This window comes from Pseudaminobacter soli (ex Li et al. 2025) (assembly GCF_029892515.1).
GTDB classification, from domain to species: Bacteria; Pseudomonadota; Alphaproteobacteria; order Rhizobiales; family Rhizobiaceae; genus Pseudaminobacter; species Pseudaminobacter soli_A.
Genome location: NZ_JARXVF010000001.1, coordinates 726,250 through 742,027 on the forward strand (window position 1 = coordinate 726,250; position 15,778 = coordinate 742,027).

The 15,778-nt window shown below is 63.3% G+C and carries 11 protein-coding genes; 3 read left to right on the forward strand and 8 right to left on the reverse strand.

Annotation, left to right across the window (positions count from 1 at the left end; translation table 11 throughout):
• Positions 1–4: 4 nt before the first annotated feature.
• The 6 genes from glgC to M2281_RS03540 all read right to left on the reverse strand — a co-directional run bounded on the left by glgC (position 5) and on the right by M2281_RS03540 (position 9,084).
• Positions 5–1,270, reverse strand: a complete 1,266-nt coding sequence (gene glgC / locus M2281_RS03515) for a glucose-1-phosphate adenylyltransferase (protein WP_280819709.1) — start codon at positions 1,268–1,270, stop codon at positions 5–7.
• Positions 1,271–1,285: 15 nt separating this feature from the next.
• Positions 1,286–3,478, reverse strand: coding sequence for a 1,4-alpha-glucan branching protein GlgB (gene glgB / locus M2281_RS03520; protein WP_425537660.1), 2,193 nt, complete (start codon positions 3,476–3,478; stop codon positions 1,286–1,288).
• Between the two features lie 90 nt (positions 3,479–3,568).
• Positions 3,569–6,037 (reverse strand): glycogen/starch/alpha-glucan phosphorylase, encoded by a 2,469-nt coding sequence (locus tag M2281_RS03525; protein WP_280819713.1) that lies wholly within the window; start codon positions 6,035–6,037, stop codon positions 3,569–3,571.
• 112 nt (positions 6,038–6,149) lie between these two features.
• Entirely contained in the window at positions 6,150–6,932 is a 783-nt protein-coding gene (locus M2281_RS03530; RefSeq protein WP_280819714.1) for an ATP-binding cassette domain-containing protein, read from the reverse strand.
• Positions 6,932–8,014: an ABC transporter permease gene (locus M2281_RS03535; protein WP_280819715.1), complete on the reverse strand. Its 1,083-nt coding sequence runs from the start codon at positions 8,012–8,014 to the stop codon at positions 6,932–6,934. Before M2281_RS03535 ends, M2281_RS03530 begins: the two co-directional genes overlap by 1 nt.
• A gap of 92 nt (positions 8,015–8,106) precedes the next feature.
• Complete coding sequence (locus tag M2281_RS03540) at positions 8,107–9,084, reverse strand: sugar ABC transporter substrate-binding protein (RefSeq protein ID WP_280821099.1); 978 nt, start codon at positions 9,082–9,084, stop codon at positions 8,107–8,109.
• Between the two features lie 330 nt (positions 9,085–9,414).
• On the opposite strand from M2281_RS03540, the gene M2281_RS03545 reads away from it, so the two are divergent.
• The 3 genes from M2281_RS03545 to M2281_RS03555 all read left to right on the forward strand — a co-directional run bounded on the left by M2281_RS03545 (position 9,415) and on the right by M2281_RS03555 (position 12,958).
• Positions 9,415–10,560 carry an ROK family transcriptional regulator gene (locus M2281_RS03545; RefSeq protein ID WP_280819716.1) on the forward strand — a complete coding sequence of 382 codons (1,146 nt, stop codon included), beginning with the start codon at positions 9,415–9,417 and terminating at the stop codon, positions 10,558–10,560.
• A 94-nt stretch (positions 10,561–10,654) separates the two neighbouring features.
• Positions 10,655–11,578, forward strand: a complete 924-nt coding sequence (locus tag M2281_RS03550) for a carbohydrate kinase family protein (protein ID WP_280819717.1) — start codon at positions 10,655–10,657, stop codon at positions 11,576–11,578.
• Positions 11,579–11,818: 240 nt separating this feature from the next.
• Positions 11,819–12,958, forward strand: coding sequence for a DegT/DnrJ/EryC1/StrS family aminotransferase (locus M2281_RS03555; RefSeq protein ID WP_280819718.1), 1,140 nt, complete (start codon positions 11,819–11,821; stop codon positions 12,956–12,958).
• A gap of 76 nt (positions 12,959–13,034) precedes the next feature.
• Here M2281_RS03555 and cysQ read toward each other — a convergent pair whose 3' ends face one another.
• Both cysQ and cysN read right to left on the reverse strand, forming a co-directional pair.
• A complete protein-coding gene (gene cysQ / locus M2281_RS03560) occupies positions 13,035–13,829 on the reverse strand; it encodes a 3'(2'),5'-bisphosphate nucleotidase CysQ (RefSeq protein ID WP_280821100.1) in 795 nt (264 codons plus the stop codon).
• 10 nt (positions 13,830–13,839) lie between these two features.
• On the reverse strand, positions 13,840–15,777 hold the full coding sequence (cysN, locus tag M2281_RS03565) for a sulfate adenylyltransferase subunit CysN (protein ID WP_280819719.1): 1,938 nt from the start codon (positions 15,775–15,777) through the stop codon (positions 13,840–13,842).
• Position 15,778 lies beyond the last annotated feature (1 nt).

Sequence of the window (15,778 nt, forward strand, 5' to 3'; positions counted from 1 at the left end):
ATTCCTAATTACTCAGCCTGTCGATCATGTCCTGCGTGATCAGGCAAATGCCTTTTTCAGACACCCTGAAACGCTTCGCGTCCAGCTCCGGGTCTTCGCCCACGACGAGGCCTTCCGGGATCTGCACGCCGTGGTCGACGATCGCCCGTTTGAGGTGGGCATTGCGGCCCACCACGCAGTCCGGCAGCATCACCACCTCCTCCAGGGAGGAATAGGAATTGATGCGCGCACCGGTGAAGACGAGGCTGCGCTTCAGCCCAGCACCTGACACGATGCAGTCGCCCGCTATCAGCGAGGACACCGCCGAGCCGCGGCGGCCGTCCTCGTCATGCACGAACTTTGCCGGCGGCTTCAGTTCGGCATAGGTCCAGATCGGCCAGTCACGATCGTAGAGGTCGAGCTCCGGGGTCACGTCGGTCAGGTCGATATTGGCTTCCCAATAGGCGTCGATGGTGCCGACGTCCCGCCAGTATGGCCCAGATTCCGCGGTCGAGCGCACGCAGGATTTGGCGAAGCGGTGCGCCACCGCCTTACCGTTCTTGACGATGTGGGGAATGATATCCTTGCCGAAATCGCGGCTCGAACTGTGGTCGGCCGCGTCGCGCCGCAGTTGCTCCAGCAGGAATTTCGTGCGGAACACATAGATGCCCATCGAGGCCAGCGCGAAATCGGGCTTGTCGGGCATGCCGGGCGGGTCGGCCGGCTTCTCGATGAAGGAGATGATGGTATCGCTGTCGTCGACATGCATGACGCCGAAGCCCGTCGCCTCGGCGCGCGGCACCTCCAGGCATCCCACGGTCACGTCCGCCTTGGCGTCTACGTGCTGGCGCAGCATCAACTCGTAGTCCATCTTGTAGATATGGTCACCGGCCAGGATGACCATGAATTCCGGTCCGTAGGACTCGATGATATCGATGTTCTGGTAGACCGCGTCGGCTGTGCCTTCATACCACTGCGTCTCGGAAACGCGCTGGCTGGCCGGCAGCACATCAAAACTTTCGTTTCGCTCGGGGCGCAAAAAGTTCCAACCGCGCTGCAGGTGCCGGATCAGCGAGTGGGCCTTGTACTGGGTAGCGACGCCGAGGCGGCGAATGCCGGAATTGAGCGCGTTGGAAAGCGCGAAGTCGATGATGCGCGTCTTGCCGCCGAAATAGACCGCGGGTTTGGCCCTGCGATCGGTCAGTTCCTTCAGCCGGCTGCCCCTGCCCCCCGCGAGCACATAGGCCATGGCATCGCGCGCCAGTGGCTGCGGTCTTTTCGTCGTGTCCATCGTAACCCTCCCAAGTCACCCTTCCCGAACGAATTCCAGCATTATGGTGGCCAGCGGCGGCAGAAGCAGCCCGGCGTGGATGTCCCCATCGGCACCCGCCACAGCCTCCACCAACCCACCATTCCCCTTGCCCGACCCGCCATAGTCCGACGCGTCGGTATTGACGATTTCGCGCCACCGGCCGGCCTGGGGCAGCGGCACCCGGTAGTCCTCGCGCGGAACCGGCGTGAAATTGGAGATGACGGCGACCGGCGCTTCACCCGGCGCCTTGCGTAGCCAGGCGTAGACGGAGTTCTGGCGATCGTCGACGACTGCCCACGAAAAGCCGTCCGGCTCGCAATCGCGCGCATGCAGCGCCGGCCGCGAGCGGTAGACCTGATTGAGGTCGCGGATCAGTTGCTGCACGCCACGGTGCGGTGTGTATTCCAGAAGCTGCCAGTCGAGTGCGCGCGCCTCGCTCCATTCGCTGCGTTGGGCGAATTCCTGCCCCATGAACAGGAGCTTCTTGCCCGGATAGCCCCACATGAAGGCGTAGTAGGCACGCAACGTCGCGAATTTCTGCCAGTCGTCGCCGGCCATCTTGTGGAGCAGCGTGCCTTTGCCGTGCACCACTTCGTCATGCGATAGCGGCAGGACAAAATTCTCGCTGAAGGCATAGACCAGCCCGAAGGTGATGTCCTCGTGATGGTGTTTGCGATGGACAGGCTCACGCGCCAGATAGGCGAGCGTGTCGTTCATAAAACCCATGTTCCACTTGAAGCCGAAGCCTAAGCCCCCCTCATGGACAGGCTGCGACACCTTCGGCCAGGAGGTGGATTCCTCGGCGATCGTCATCACGCCGGGATTGCGGCCGTAGACCTCTTTGTTCATCTGCTGGAGGAAGCTGACAGCCTCCAGGTTCTCGCGCCCGCCCTTCTCGTTGGGGATCCATTCACCCTCCTTGCGCGAATAGTCGAGGTAGAGCATCGAGGCCACCGCATCCACGCGCAGCCCGTCGAGATGGTATTTCTCGGCCCAGAAGAGGGCGTTGTTGACGAGATAAGACACAACCTCGCGGCGGCCGAAATTGTAGATCGCCGTGTTCCAGTCGGGGTGAAAGCCCTTTCGCGGGTCGGCATGCTCATAGAGCGCGGTGCCGTCGAAATGCTCGAGCCCGTGTGCATCGACCGGGAAATGCGCCGGCACCCAATCGAGAATAACGCCGATACCTGCGCGATGAGCGCCGTCCACGAAACGCGCAAAACCTTCCGGCTCGCCGAAGCGCGCGGTGGGCGCGTAGAGGCCCGTGGTCTGGTAGCCCCATGACGGGTCGTAGGGATGCTCCATGATCGGCATGAACTCGATATGGGTGAAGCCCATTCCGACCACGTAGGGGATCAGCCGGTCGGCGAGTTCGTCCCATGACAGGAGCGAGCCATCCTCACGTCGTTGCCAGGAGCCCGCATGAACCTCGTAGATCGAGATCGGCTGGCGTCGCGCGTCCGCCTTGCTCCAGAAATCGCAATGCTTCTGGTCGCCCCAGTGATGCGACAGCGGCGCATTTGTCACTGAAGCCGTAGCGGGGCGAAGCTCGGAGCGGAAGGCAAACGGGTCCGCCTTCAGCGGCCGCGTCTCGCCATCCGGACCGACGATCTCGAATTTATAGGCGCGGCCTGCGCCGATATCCGGGACAAAAATCTCCCACACGCCGATATCCTGCCTGCGGCGCATGGCGTGGCGGCGGCCGTCCCATTCATTAAAATCGCCGACCACAGACACACGCCGCGCATTGGGCGCCCAGACGGCGAAATGCACGCCCTCCGAACCTTCATGCTGGATAAGATGCGCGCCGAGCTTGTCGAAAAGCCTCAGATGCGAGCCTTCGGCGATGAAGTAATCGTCCATCGGCCCGAGCACCGGCCCGAAGGAATAGGGGTCGGTCAGCCACCACTCGCCGCTGGCATTGCGGGCGCGGTATTTCAGCGGCTGGCGCTTGCGGATCGACAACCTGCCTTCGAAGAAGCCCGCTTCGTCGCGTCGGGTAAGTTCCCCCGCCTCCTTGCCCGCAAGCGTGAAGGCGGTGACGAACTCTGCATGGGGTACGAAGCAGCGGGCCACGAATGCCTTCTCGGCCTGCTGGACACCGAGTACGGCGAAGGGATCGTCATGGGTGCCGGCGACAATCGCTATGACATCGGCGGCCGTGGCTGCCCCCGGCAATTCCGTCATTGCGATCCCGGCACGCGCCCCCCTCATATCCCCGCGTCCCTCCCCTTCAACTTTAACGCTACTCCATCGGCCTTTTCTTGCAATCGTAAATCATGCCGGCACGTTCCAAATTTCGCGGGCGTATTGGCGAATAGTGCGATCCGACGAAAACCAGCCCATGCGCGCGACATTGCGGATTGCTCTAGCGTTCCAGTCCGGGCTGTCGCCCCACACGGCATCGACCTGCCGCTGCATGGCCGCATAGGCGTCGAAGTCGGCCGCGACCATGAACCAGTCGTGGTCGTACAGGCCGGAGATCAGGTCGCGATAGCGGTTCGGATCGTCAGGCGAGAACACACCCGAGGAGATCGCCGCCAGCGCCTGCGACAGTTCCGGCGAAGCCTCGATCACGGCGCGCGGCGCGTAGCCACCATTGCGGCGTTCGGCCACTTCCTGCGCCGTCAGGCCGAAGATGAAGATGTTTTCGTCACCCACATGCTCGCGGATTTCGACATTGGCGCCGTCCAGCGTGCCGATGGTCAGCGCCCCGTTCAGCGCGAACTTCATGTTGCCGGTGCCCGACGCCTCCATGCCGGCCGTCGAAATCTGCTCGGAAAGGTCGGCCGCCGGCATCATCAGCTCGGCGAGGCTGACATTGTAGTTCGGCGCGAAGACCACTTTCAGCAGGCCACGTACAGCCGGATCACGGTTGATGACCCTGGCGACATCGTTGGCGAGTTTGATGATCAGCTTGGCGTTGTGATAGCTGGGCGCGGCCTTGCCGCCGAGGAACTTTACTCGCGGCATCCAATCGCGCTCGGGATGCGAACGGATCTGATCGTAGAGCGCCACCGCCTCGATGATGTTGAGCAGCTGGCGCTTGTATTCATGGATGCGCTTGATCTGGATGTCGAACAGCGCCGACGGATCAAGCCTTATCCCCTGGCGCTGTGAAACCACGGCAGCCAGGCGCTCCTTGTTGGCGCGCTTCACCGCGGCGAATTTTTCGCGGAAGGCGGCATCACCTGCAAGGGCATCGAGCTCCGTCAGCGCCTCGATGTCGTCGAGAAAGCTGTCGCCGATCGCCTCGCGGATCAGCCCTGTCAGCCCCGCATTGCACTGGAACAGCCAGCGGCGCTGCGTGATGCCGTTGGTCTTGTTGTTGATGCGCGGCGGATAGAGCCGATGCAGGTCGGCAAACACCGTCTCCTTCATCAGCTCGGTATGCAGCGCCGACACGCCGTTGACGGAATGCGAGCCGGCAAAGGCAAGATTGCCCATACGCACGCGCCGCTCGCCATTTTCCTCTATCAGCGAAATGCGGGCGATCTGCTCGCCGTCGAAAAGCCCGGTCGCGCGCGCCTCGTGCAGAAGCTGCGCATTGATCGCGTAGACGATCTGCATATGGCGCGGCAAAAGCCGCTCGAACAGCGGCACCGGCCAGCTTTCCAGCGCCTCGGGCAACAGCGTGTGGTTGGTGTAGGCGAAGGTGCCCTTGGTGATGCCCCAGGCGGTGTCGAAATCGATGCCATGCACGTCCATCAGAAGCCGCATCAGCTCGGCCACGGCGACGGAAGGGTGGGTGTCGTTGAGATGGATCGCGGCCTTCTCGGGCAGCGAATGCAGCTCTCCATACTGGCTAAGATGGCGCTGGATGATGTCCTGCAGCGAGGCGGTCGAGAAGAAATATTCCTGCCGCAACCGCAGTTCCTGCCCGGCGGGGCTGGAATCGGCCGGATAGAGCACGCGCGACAGCGCATCGGCCTTGTTGCTTTCGCGCAGCGCGCCTATGTGGTCGCCGGCATTGAACGCGTCGAGCAGGATGGGGTCCATAGGCATGCCGGCCCAGAGCCTCAGCGTGTTGACGCGATTGCCACGCCAGCCCACCACCGGCGTGTCATAGGCCACGGCCAGCACCCGCTCCTGCGGGCGCCAGACATGCCGCTCCAGGCGCCCGTCCTTTGCGGCGATCTGTTCGACCGTGCCGCCAAAACCCACTTCGAAGGAGCGCTCGCGGCGCTCGAACTCCCAAGGATTGCCGTGGTCGAGCCAGGTTTCGGGCAGTTCCACCTGCCAGCCGTCGGAGATTTCTTGCCGGAACATGCCGTTGGCGTAGCGTATGCCGTAGCCATGCGCGGGCACGTCGACTGTCGCCATGCTTTCCATGAAACACGCGGCGAGCCGGCCCAGACCGCCATTGCCTAGAGCGGCGTCAGGTTCCAGCGTTGCGATCACGTCCAGCTCGACACCGAGCGAGCCAAGTGCCGAGCGCATGTCCTCCATCATGCCGAGATTGGAGAAGGCATCGCGCGTCAGCCGGCCGATGAGGAACTCCAGCGAGAGGTAATAGACGCGCTTGGCGCTCTGCTCGTAGGCCTTCTTGGTCGACTTCACCCAATGGTCGATGATGCGGTCGCGCACGACCAGGATCGCGGCGGTCAGCCAGTCATATTGCGTGGCGACGGTCGCGTCCTTGCCGACCCTGTATTTCAGGGCCTGGAGGATTTCGGCGGCCAGCGCCTCGATATCGGATGTCTGCGAATTCTGCGATGGAAGTCCGGATTCGGATGCAAGCTTCATGTCGCCTCTCGAGCGCTGTCGGTAGCCGTCCTCGCGGCAAGGCCAAGCATCCTCCCGCCCGACAACTTACCCAATCCACCCGGATTTTCAATCGACCGAGGAGCGCTCAAATTCACGCCGCCATGGCTTCCTCCGGTGGCGCCTTCGCCCCGGTCATGAAGGCGACGGCGTCCGACATCGTGTATTCCTTCGGGTCGATCACGCAGAGCCGCCGTCCGAGCCGATGCACATGGATGCGGTCGGCTACCTCGAAGACATGCGGCATGTTGTGCGAGATGAGCACGATCGGCAGGCCTCGGCGCTTCACGTCGAGGATCAGTTCGAGCACGCGGCGCGACTCCTTCACGCCGAGCGCCGCCGTAGGCTCATCCATGATCACGACCTTGGAGCCGAAGGCGGCAGCGCGCGCCACGGCCACACCCTGCCGCTGGCCGCCCGACAGCGTTTCCACCGCCTGGCCGATGTTCTGGATGGTCATCAGGCCGAGCTCGCTCAGCTTGTCGCGAGCGCGCTTTTCCATGGCCGGCCGGTCGAGCATGCGGAGCCACTTTCCGAGCAGGCCGGGTTTGCGGATCTCGCGGCCGAGGAACATGTTGTCGGCGATCGAAAGCGCCGGCGACAGGGCCAGGTTCTGGTAGACGGTTTCAATGCCGGCATCGCGCGCCTCCATCGGCGACTTGAAGTTCACCGGCTTGCCTTCCAGTCGGATCTCTCCCTCGTCGGGAGTGATGGCGCCCGATATCGCCTTGATCAGAGTGGATTTGCCGGCGCCGTTGTCGCCGATCACAGCCAGGATCTCACCCGGATAGAGGTCGAAGTCGGCATTGTTGAGCGCGGTGACGCGGCCATACCGCTTCACCAGACCGCGTGCAGTGAGGATCGGTTCCTGTGCCATCAGCCTGCAACCTTTCTGATCCACTGGTCGATTGCGACGGCGACGATGATCAGCGCTCCGATCAACAGGTAGGTCCATTGGGGGTCCGTGCCGATGAGGCGCAGGCCCAGCGAAAAGACGCCGACGATCAGCGCCCCGAAGAGCATGCCGAGGATGGAGCCGCGCCCGCCGAACAGCGATATGCCGCCGATCACCACGGCAGTGATGGATTCGATATTGGCGAATTGGCCCGCCGTGGGCGATACCGAGCCGATGCGGCCGATCAGTGCCCAGCCCGCAAGCGCGCAGATCAGGCCAGCCAGCACATAGACCGAAACAAGCGTCCGGCTGACCCGCACGCCAGAAAGCTCAGCCGCGGACGGGTCGTCGCCGATCGCATAGACGTGGCGGCCCCAGGCGGTATGGTTGAGCACATACCAGAGGATGGCGACCAACAGCACCATTGCGATGACGCCGTAGGTGAACACCGCGCCGCCTATGCGGAACGTATTGCCGAAGAATTGCAGGATCGGCGCCTGCTCCTCGATATCCTGCGAGCGGATTGTCTCGTTCGCCGAATAGAGGAAGTTGGTGGCCAGAACGATCTGCCACATGCCGAGCGTGACGATGAATGGCGGCAGCCGCATATGCGCCACCAGCGCGCCGTTGATCCACCCGCAGATTGCACCGACCCCGAAACCGCACAGAATGGCGAGCGACGGCGGGAGCCCGTAGCGGAAGGTGAACTGCCCCATCACCACCGAAGACAGCACCATTATGGCGCCCACCGACAGATCGATGCCGGCAGTGAGGATGACCAGCGTCTGCGCCGCACCGACAATGCCGACGATGGCCACCTGCTGCAAAATGAGCGTCATTGAGAAGGCGGAGAAGAATTTTCCGCCGATGATCACCCCGAAGGCCGCAATCGACACAACAAGCACGATCAGCGGCACCGCAGCGGGGTTGGAATGCAGGAACTGCTGCGCCTTTTCCAACGTGGAGCGGTTTTCGCCATCGAAATTGGCAACCGATGTGTCGCTGCCTGCAAGAACTCTTTCGAACTCCTGCGGCTGCCGGGCATTCGCCGACGCGTCACTCATCCTGCTCTCCTCCCGGAAAACCATGTGCATGGGTGAAGGGCGAAAAATCCGCCCCTCACGTATCGGAGACTGTCCGATCGGATCGGGCTAGATCAGCCCCAGCACTTGGCCAGGCCGGTCTTTACGTCGATGGACTCGAGACCCTTCACTGGCTTGGCAGTGACGAGCGACACGCCGGTGTCGAAGAAGGTCTTGCCTTCGGTCGGCTTGGGCTTCTCGCCGGTGTCGGCAAACTTCTTGATCGCCTCGATGCCGAGCGCCGCCATCAGCAGCGGGTACTGCTGCGAGGTCGCGCCGATGACGCCGGCCTCGACATTCTTGACGCCCGGGCAGCCGCCGTCGACGGAAACGATCAGCACGTTCTTTTCCATGCCCACGGCCTTCAGCGCCTCATAGGCGCCGGCAGCAGCCGGTTCGTTGATCGTGTGGACGACGTTGATGCCCGGATCCTTCTGCAGAAGGTTCTCCATGGCCTTGCGGCCGCCTTCCTCGTTGCCGTTCGTCACGTCATGGCCGACGATGCGCGGATCATCCTCGTCGCCGATCTTGTTCGGGTCCTTCGGATCGATGCCGAAGCCGATCATAAAGCCCTGGTCGCGCAGCACGTCGACCGTCGGCTGCGACGGCGTCAGGTCGAGGAAGGCCACCTTGGCGTCCTTGACCTTGTCGCCGAGGGTTTCTGCCGCCCACTGGCCGATCAGCTTGCCGGCGAGCAGATTGTCGGTGGCGAAGGTGGCGTCAGCGGAGTCGGCCGGCTCGAGCGGCGTGTCGAGCGCTATGACCAGGATGCCCGCATCGCGCGCCTTCTTCACCGCCGGCACGATGCCGGCCGTGTCGGAAGCCGTCAGCAGGATGCCCTTGGCGCCATCGGCGATGCAGGTTTCGATCGCCGCGACCTGGCTTTCGGAGTCGCCGTCTATCTTGCCGGCATAGGTCTTCAGGTTGACGCCGAGCTCCTTGGCCTTGGCGACGGCACCTTCCTTCATCTTGACGAAGAAGGGGTTCGTATCGGTCTTGGTGATCAGACAGGCGCCGATGTCGGCGGCGGAAGCGGACGAAGCAAAACTCATAAGCACGGCTGCGGCAGCACCGCAGACGGTGGACTTCAGGACAGTTCTGTAGCTCACGGTGTTCCTCCCTTTGAAACGGGCTCGATGGATCGAAATCCCACCGACATCGAGGCACCTCTCTCCCGCCTTCGACGTCTCCAATCAGCAAATACCAGCACCCCCATGCTGTCAATAATTAAATCACTCTGAATTATTATTGACCCATGCCGCCAACTGGCGCATTATCCGCCCTGGATTTCAGGAGGATTTTCCGTGGAAGTCGGTGATGTCCGGTCCCCTCAGACCGGAACGGAAGAAGTCAGCTTTCCCCGCGGCACAAACCAGAGCGGCATGCGTGACCACAATGAGCGGCTCGTGCTCTCGCTGCTGCGCCGCCACGGCAGCCTGGCCAAGACCGACATTGCACGAATGTCCCAGCTTTCCATCCAGACGGTGTCCGTCATCATGCGCAAGCTGGAGGAGGACGGCCTTCTCGTGAGGCAGAAGCCCGTGCGTGGCAAGGTAGGCCAGCCGTCGGTGCCGATGGCGCTCAACCCGGAAGGCGCCTATTTCTTCGGCCTGAAGATCGGCAGGCGCAGCGCAGACGTGGTGCTCATCGACTTCCTCGGCAACATTCGGTCAATGCGCAAACTGTCCTATCGCCATCCGACACCGCGTGAGACGACCCGGTTTGCACTCGACAGCATCGCCAGCATTCGCGCCGGTCTCTCCCCCGAGCAGGACCGCCGCATCGCCGGGCTCGGCATCGCGATCCCCTTCGAGCTCTGGAACTGGGCCGACACCGCTGGCGCGCCGCGCGAGATCATGGACGAGTGGCGCCGCGCCGACATTCGCGCCGATATCCAGGCGCGCCAGGACTTTCCGGTCTATCTGCAGAACGACGCCACCTCGGCCTGCGGCGCGGAACTGGTCTTCGGGCAGACGGGGGGCTTGAGAGACTTCATCTATTTCTACATCGGCACCTTCGCCGGCGGCGGCGTCGTGCTGAACGGTACGCTGTTTGCGGGGCGAACCGGCAATGCTGGCGCGCTCGGCTCCATGCCCGTTCCCGGCCCGAACGGTCGCCCGATACAACTCATCGAGGCCGCCTCCTTGGCGCTCCTGGAGAGGAAGCTGCTGGCACGCGGCGTCGACACCTCGTTTCTGTGGGACTCGCCGACGGAATGGGCCGAGATAGGCCCCGACCTCGATGCCTGGATCGACGCCTCCGCCGAGGCGCTTGGCTACGCGATCGTCTCCGCCTCGGCGCTGATCGATTTCGAAGCGGCGGTGATCGACGGCTGGATGCCGGCCGGGGTGCGCGCGCGCCTAGTCAAAGCCGTTGCGACTGCGCTCACGCGCATCAACGTCGCCGGCATCCAGGTGCCCGAAGTCCGCGAGGGCACGGTCGGCATCGATGCGCGTTCGCTTGGCGGCGCGAGCCTGCCGCTTTCAGAACGTTTTTTGATCGCCTCGGCCCTGCCGATGGGAGCCTGAGCATGTCCCGACTTCTTGCGACAGCTTTGCTGCCGCACTATTCGAATTCGAGCCAACCCCATCCGAAGCCTCGGACCATCAGCGAGCGACAGAAATGATCCTGTGTTGCGGCGAAGCCCTTATCGACATGCTGCCGCGCGAGAGCACGGCGGGCGAGCCGGCCTTTGCGCCCTATGCCGGCGGCGCGGTGTTCAACTCGGCTATCGCGCTTGGCCGTCTTGGCGTTCCGGTCGAATTTTTCTCCGGCCTGTCCTCCGACTTGTTCGGCCAGCAGATCCGCGATGTATTGGCTTCCAGCAATGTCGGCTCGCGCTACGCCAGCGTTTCCGAACGGCCAACCACGCTCGCCTTCGTGCGCCTGACCAACGGCCACGCCACCTACACCTTCTACGACGAGAACACCGCCGGCCGGATGCTGAGCGAGGCCGACCTGCCAGCGCTTGGCGACGACATCGAGGCCATGCTGTTCGGCGCCATCAGCCTGATCCCCGAGCCTTCGGGTTCGGCTTACGAGGCGTTGATGCGGCGCGAGCACGGCCGCCGCGTCACCATGCTCGATCCCAACATCCGCCCCGGCTTCATTCAGGACAAGGACAAGCATCGCGCGCGCATCGAGCGCATGATCGCAATGGCCGACATCGTAAAGCTGTCGGACGAGGATCTTGCCTGGTTCGGACACGCGGGCGATCAGGAAAGCTTCGTTCGGAGCTGGCTCGATGCCGGCCCCAAGCTTGTCGTGGTCACGCGCGGCGCCGAGGGCGCCACGGGCTATACCGGGCGGCACACTGTTTCGGCGACGCCACAGCGCGTGACGGTGGTCGACACAGTCGGCGCCGGTGACACCTTCAACGCCGGCCTGCTCGCGTCACTGCATGATCAGGGCGTGCTGACCAAAGCGGGATTGGATGCGCTGTCCGAAACGCAGATCCACGCGGCGCTGACATTGGGCAACCGCGCGGCGGCGATTACGGTCTCGCGCGCGGGCGCCAATCCGCCCTGGCGGCGCGAAATCGCCTGAGGCATCGCGGCTCTCCACAGCATTTTGCCGATCACTTTATATTTCTGAGGCGCGAGCGCCCTCTGGAAGCGATCACCGGATGAGCGCTGAAATGGCGGAAATCGTGCGACTGCGCGCGCAGATTGTATCACTTTCGGTAACGCGACACCTGGCCGCGCCTGCCCAGAAATCTTTCGGGTGCGGTTCAACTCTGCTATCAGCCTCCGCAATATCCGCGAAAATGAAGGCTTTGGAGCAGAGATGCAGTTCATCGATCTGGGCGCGCAGCGCGAGAGAATCCGGGACAAGCTGAGCGCGGCGATCGACCGCGTCGTCAATGAAGGCAAGTACATCCTCGGCCCCGACGTCGCCGAATTCGAAAAGCAGCTGGCTGCCTATGTCGGCGTCAAGCATGTCGTGGCCTGCGCCAACGGCACCGACGCGCTGCTGCTGCCGCTCATGGCTTCCGGCATTGGGCAGGGTGACGCCGTGTTCGTGCCGAGCTTCACCTTTGCCGCCACCGCCGAAGTGGTGGCGCTGGCCAAGGCCGAGCCGGTTTTCGTCGACGTCGATCCCGAAACCTACAATATCGACATCGACAGCCTCGAAGCCGCGATCGCCATGATCAAGGCCGAGGGACGGCTGAAGCCGCGCGCGATCATCCCGGTCGACCTGTTCGGCCTCTCCGCCGACTACGACGCCATTGCCGAAATCGCCGCCCGCGAAAACCTGCTTGTCATCGAAGACGCCGCTCAGGCGATCGGCGGCAAGGCTCACGGCAAGATGTGCGGCGCTTACGGGCACGTCGCCTCGACCAGCTTCTACCCGGCCAAGCCGCTCGGCTGCTACGGCGACGGCGGCGCGATGTTCACCAATGACGACGAGCTGGCCGCGCGCCTGCGCTCCTTCGCCTTCCACGGCAAGGGCGAGACCCAGTACGACAACGTCCATGTCGGCCTGAACTCGCGCCTCGACACGCTGCAGGCGGCGATCCTGATCGAAAAGCTGGCGATCCTCGAGGACGAGATGATCGCGCGCCAGAAGGTGGCGCAGCGCTATCGCGACGGCCTGCACAATGTCGTCAAGGTTGCGCATGTGCCGGAAGGCCACCGTTCTGCCTGGGCGCAGTATGCCATCGAGACGCCCCATCGCGACGAGCTCAAGGCTCACCTGCAGTCGCTCGGCATTCCGTCGGTGATCTACTACGTGAAGCCGCTGCACCAGCAGGTCGCCTACAACAGCTATCCGCGCACGCCCAAGGGTCTGCCGGTTTCGGAGGGCCTGCCCGAGCGCATCCTGTGCCTGCCGATGCATGCCTATCTGACGGCCGAGGACCAGGATCGCATCGTCAACGCGATCAGCGATTTTCTTGCCTCGAAGACGGCCCAGGCCGCCGAATAAGGGCTTCGCGCCGATCCATCAAAAAGAACCGCGCGCTGGAAACGGTGCGCGATTTTTGTTTGCCCTGAAGAGTTGCCTAAAACCTGGGCGCGCCGGAAACCCGGCCCGTCGCGACGAATGACGGATTGGCGAAGTCTGCGTCATCCGGCTGGTTTCGCTTGCCATAGACAAGCGGCTTGCCATCGATCGTCGTGGTGCTGCCGCCGGCAGCGCGCAGCACCGCGTCACCCGCCGCCGTGTCCCATTCCATCGTGCGCCCGAAACGCGGATAGACATCCGCTGAGCCCTCGGCGACCAGACAAAATTTCAGCGATGATCCGACCGAGACGATTTCGGCGGCTTCGATCTGCCGGATATAGGCGTCCGTCTCCGGCGTGCGGTGCGAACGGCTGGCGACGATCGTAAGCGGCACCTGCCCTTCCCGCACCGATATCCGATGCCGACCGACAATGTTCAGCTTGTCGTCGAGCGCGATCGCCTCGGCGTGGCCGGGCCGCGCGGAGAAGAACCGCCCGCTACAGGGCGCATAGACGACGCCGACCTCGGGCACGCCATCGCGTATCAGAGCAATGTTGACGGTGAAATCGCTCTTGCCGCCCACGAATTCCTTGGTGCCGTCCAGCGGATCGACGAGGAAGAATTTTTGTCCTAGCGCCGGGGCTTCGATGCCGGCTGCCGTTTCCTCCTCGGCCACGCAGGGAATGCCCGGGAAGGCCGCGCGCAGCCCTTCCAGGATCAGCCTCTCGCTTGCACGGTCGGCCTCCGTCACCGGCGAGAGGTCGGCCTTGTGCTCCACCGAAACCTTGCAATGGAAGATTTCCATGATCACCCGGCCGGCCTCGAGCGCAAGTTGCTCGAAGACGGCGAGCATCCCCTCGTCGTCAGATACCGCCGCCGTCGTCGTATTGTTGATCTGCAATGTCGCGCTCACGTAACCAGCCTTCGAGAACCTCTACCATCTCTTCAGGCGTCCTGCCGAGCGTTTGAAGGTGCAATTCAGGGTTTTCCGGTGCCTCATAGGGTGAATCCACGCCGGTGAAGTTCTTGATCTCGCCCTTGAGGGCACGTGCGTAAAGCCCCTTGGGATCGCGGGCAGCGCATTCCTCGAAGGACGTATCGACGAACACTTCGACGAACTCGCCCGGCCCCATCAGCTCGCGCGCCATCCGGCGCTCGGCCCGGAAGGGCGAGATGAACGACACCAGTACGATCAGCCCCGCATCGGCCATCAGCCGCGCCACTTCCGCCACGCGGCGGATGTTCTCAACCCGGTCGGCCTCGGAGAAGCCGAGGTCCCGGTTCAGCCCGTGGCGGATGTTGTCGCCATCCAGAATATAGGTGTGGCGACCGCTGGCATGCAGCTTCTTTTCCAGAAGATTGGCGATGGTCGACTTGCCCGAGCCCGAAAGGCCGGTGAACCACAGCACGGCCGGCTTCTGCTGCTTGGCGGTGGCGCGCGCTTCCTTGGTCACGTCCAGCGATTGCCAGTGGATGTTGTCGGCCCGGCGCAGCGCGTGCTGGATCATGCCGGCGCCGACCGTCGCATTGGTCAGGCGGTCGATGAGAATGAAGGCGCCGGTGGCGCGGTTGTCGGCGAAGGGATCGAAAGCCAGCGGCGATTGCGTGGAAATCGTGCAGAAGCCGACTTCATTCATCTCAAGCGATTTCGCAGCCGCGTGGCCGAAGTCGTTGATGTCGAGTCGATATTTGAGTTCGGTAACGGTGGCGCTGGCCTGGTCCGTCTCGGTGCGCAGAATATAGGAACGGCCGGGCAGCAACGGCTTGTCATCGAACCAGACGATGTTGGCCTCGAACTGGTCGGTGACGTGCGGTCGCGCCTTGGGCGAGACCAGCAGGTTGCCGCGCGACACCTCGACCTCGTCTTCCAGCACCAGCGTGACCGCCTGTCCCTCGGCAGCCTGCTGCAAGTCGCCGCCATGGGCGACGATACGCTTGACCTTTGACGCCTTGCCCGACTTGGCAACCACCACCTCGTCGCCCTGGGCGATGGAGCCCGACGCAACGGTTCCGGCAAAGCCGCGGAAGTCGAGATTGGGCCGGTTCACATATTGGACCGGGAAGCGGAACGGTTTTTCCGTTGCATCCTGTTCGACATCGACCGTTTCGAGATGCTCGATCAGGGTCGGCCCGGAATACCATGCGGTCTTCTCCGACTTGCGCATGACATTGTCGCCATAGCGCGCCGACATCGGGATCGCGACGACCGAGGCAAAGCCGAGGTCCTTCGAGAAGGCCGCGTAGTCGACAACGATGCGCTCATAAACCGTGCGGTCGAAGCCAATGAGATCGATCTTGTTCACCGCAAGCACAATGTGGCGGATGCCGAGCAGCGAGGCGATGATGGAGTGGCGGCGGGTCTGGCGCAGCACGCCCTGGCGCGCGTCGATCAGCACGATGGCAAGGTCTGCCGTGGAGGCGCCGGTCGCCATATTGCGCGTGTATTGCTCATGGCCCGGCGTGTCGGCGACGATGAACTTGCGCTTGGACGTAGCGAAAAAGCGGTAGGCGACATCGATGGTAATGCCCTGCTCGCGCTCGGCCTCCAGCCCGTCGACCAGAAGCGCGAAGTCGATGTCGTCGCCCGTGGTGCCATGCTTGCGCGAATCCCGCTCGAGCGCGGCAAGCTGATCCTCGAAGATCTGCTTGGCGTCGGAAAGCAGCCGGCCGATCAGGGTCGACTTGCCGTCATCCACCGAACCGCAGGTCAGAAAGCGCAGCAGCGACTTCTGCTCCTGCGCGGCGAGATAGTCTTCAACGGTTTCGACGACCGCGAGGTCTTCTGCAAGGAGGGGACGCATG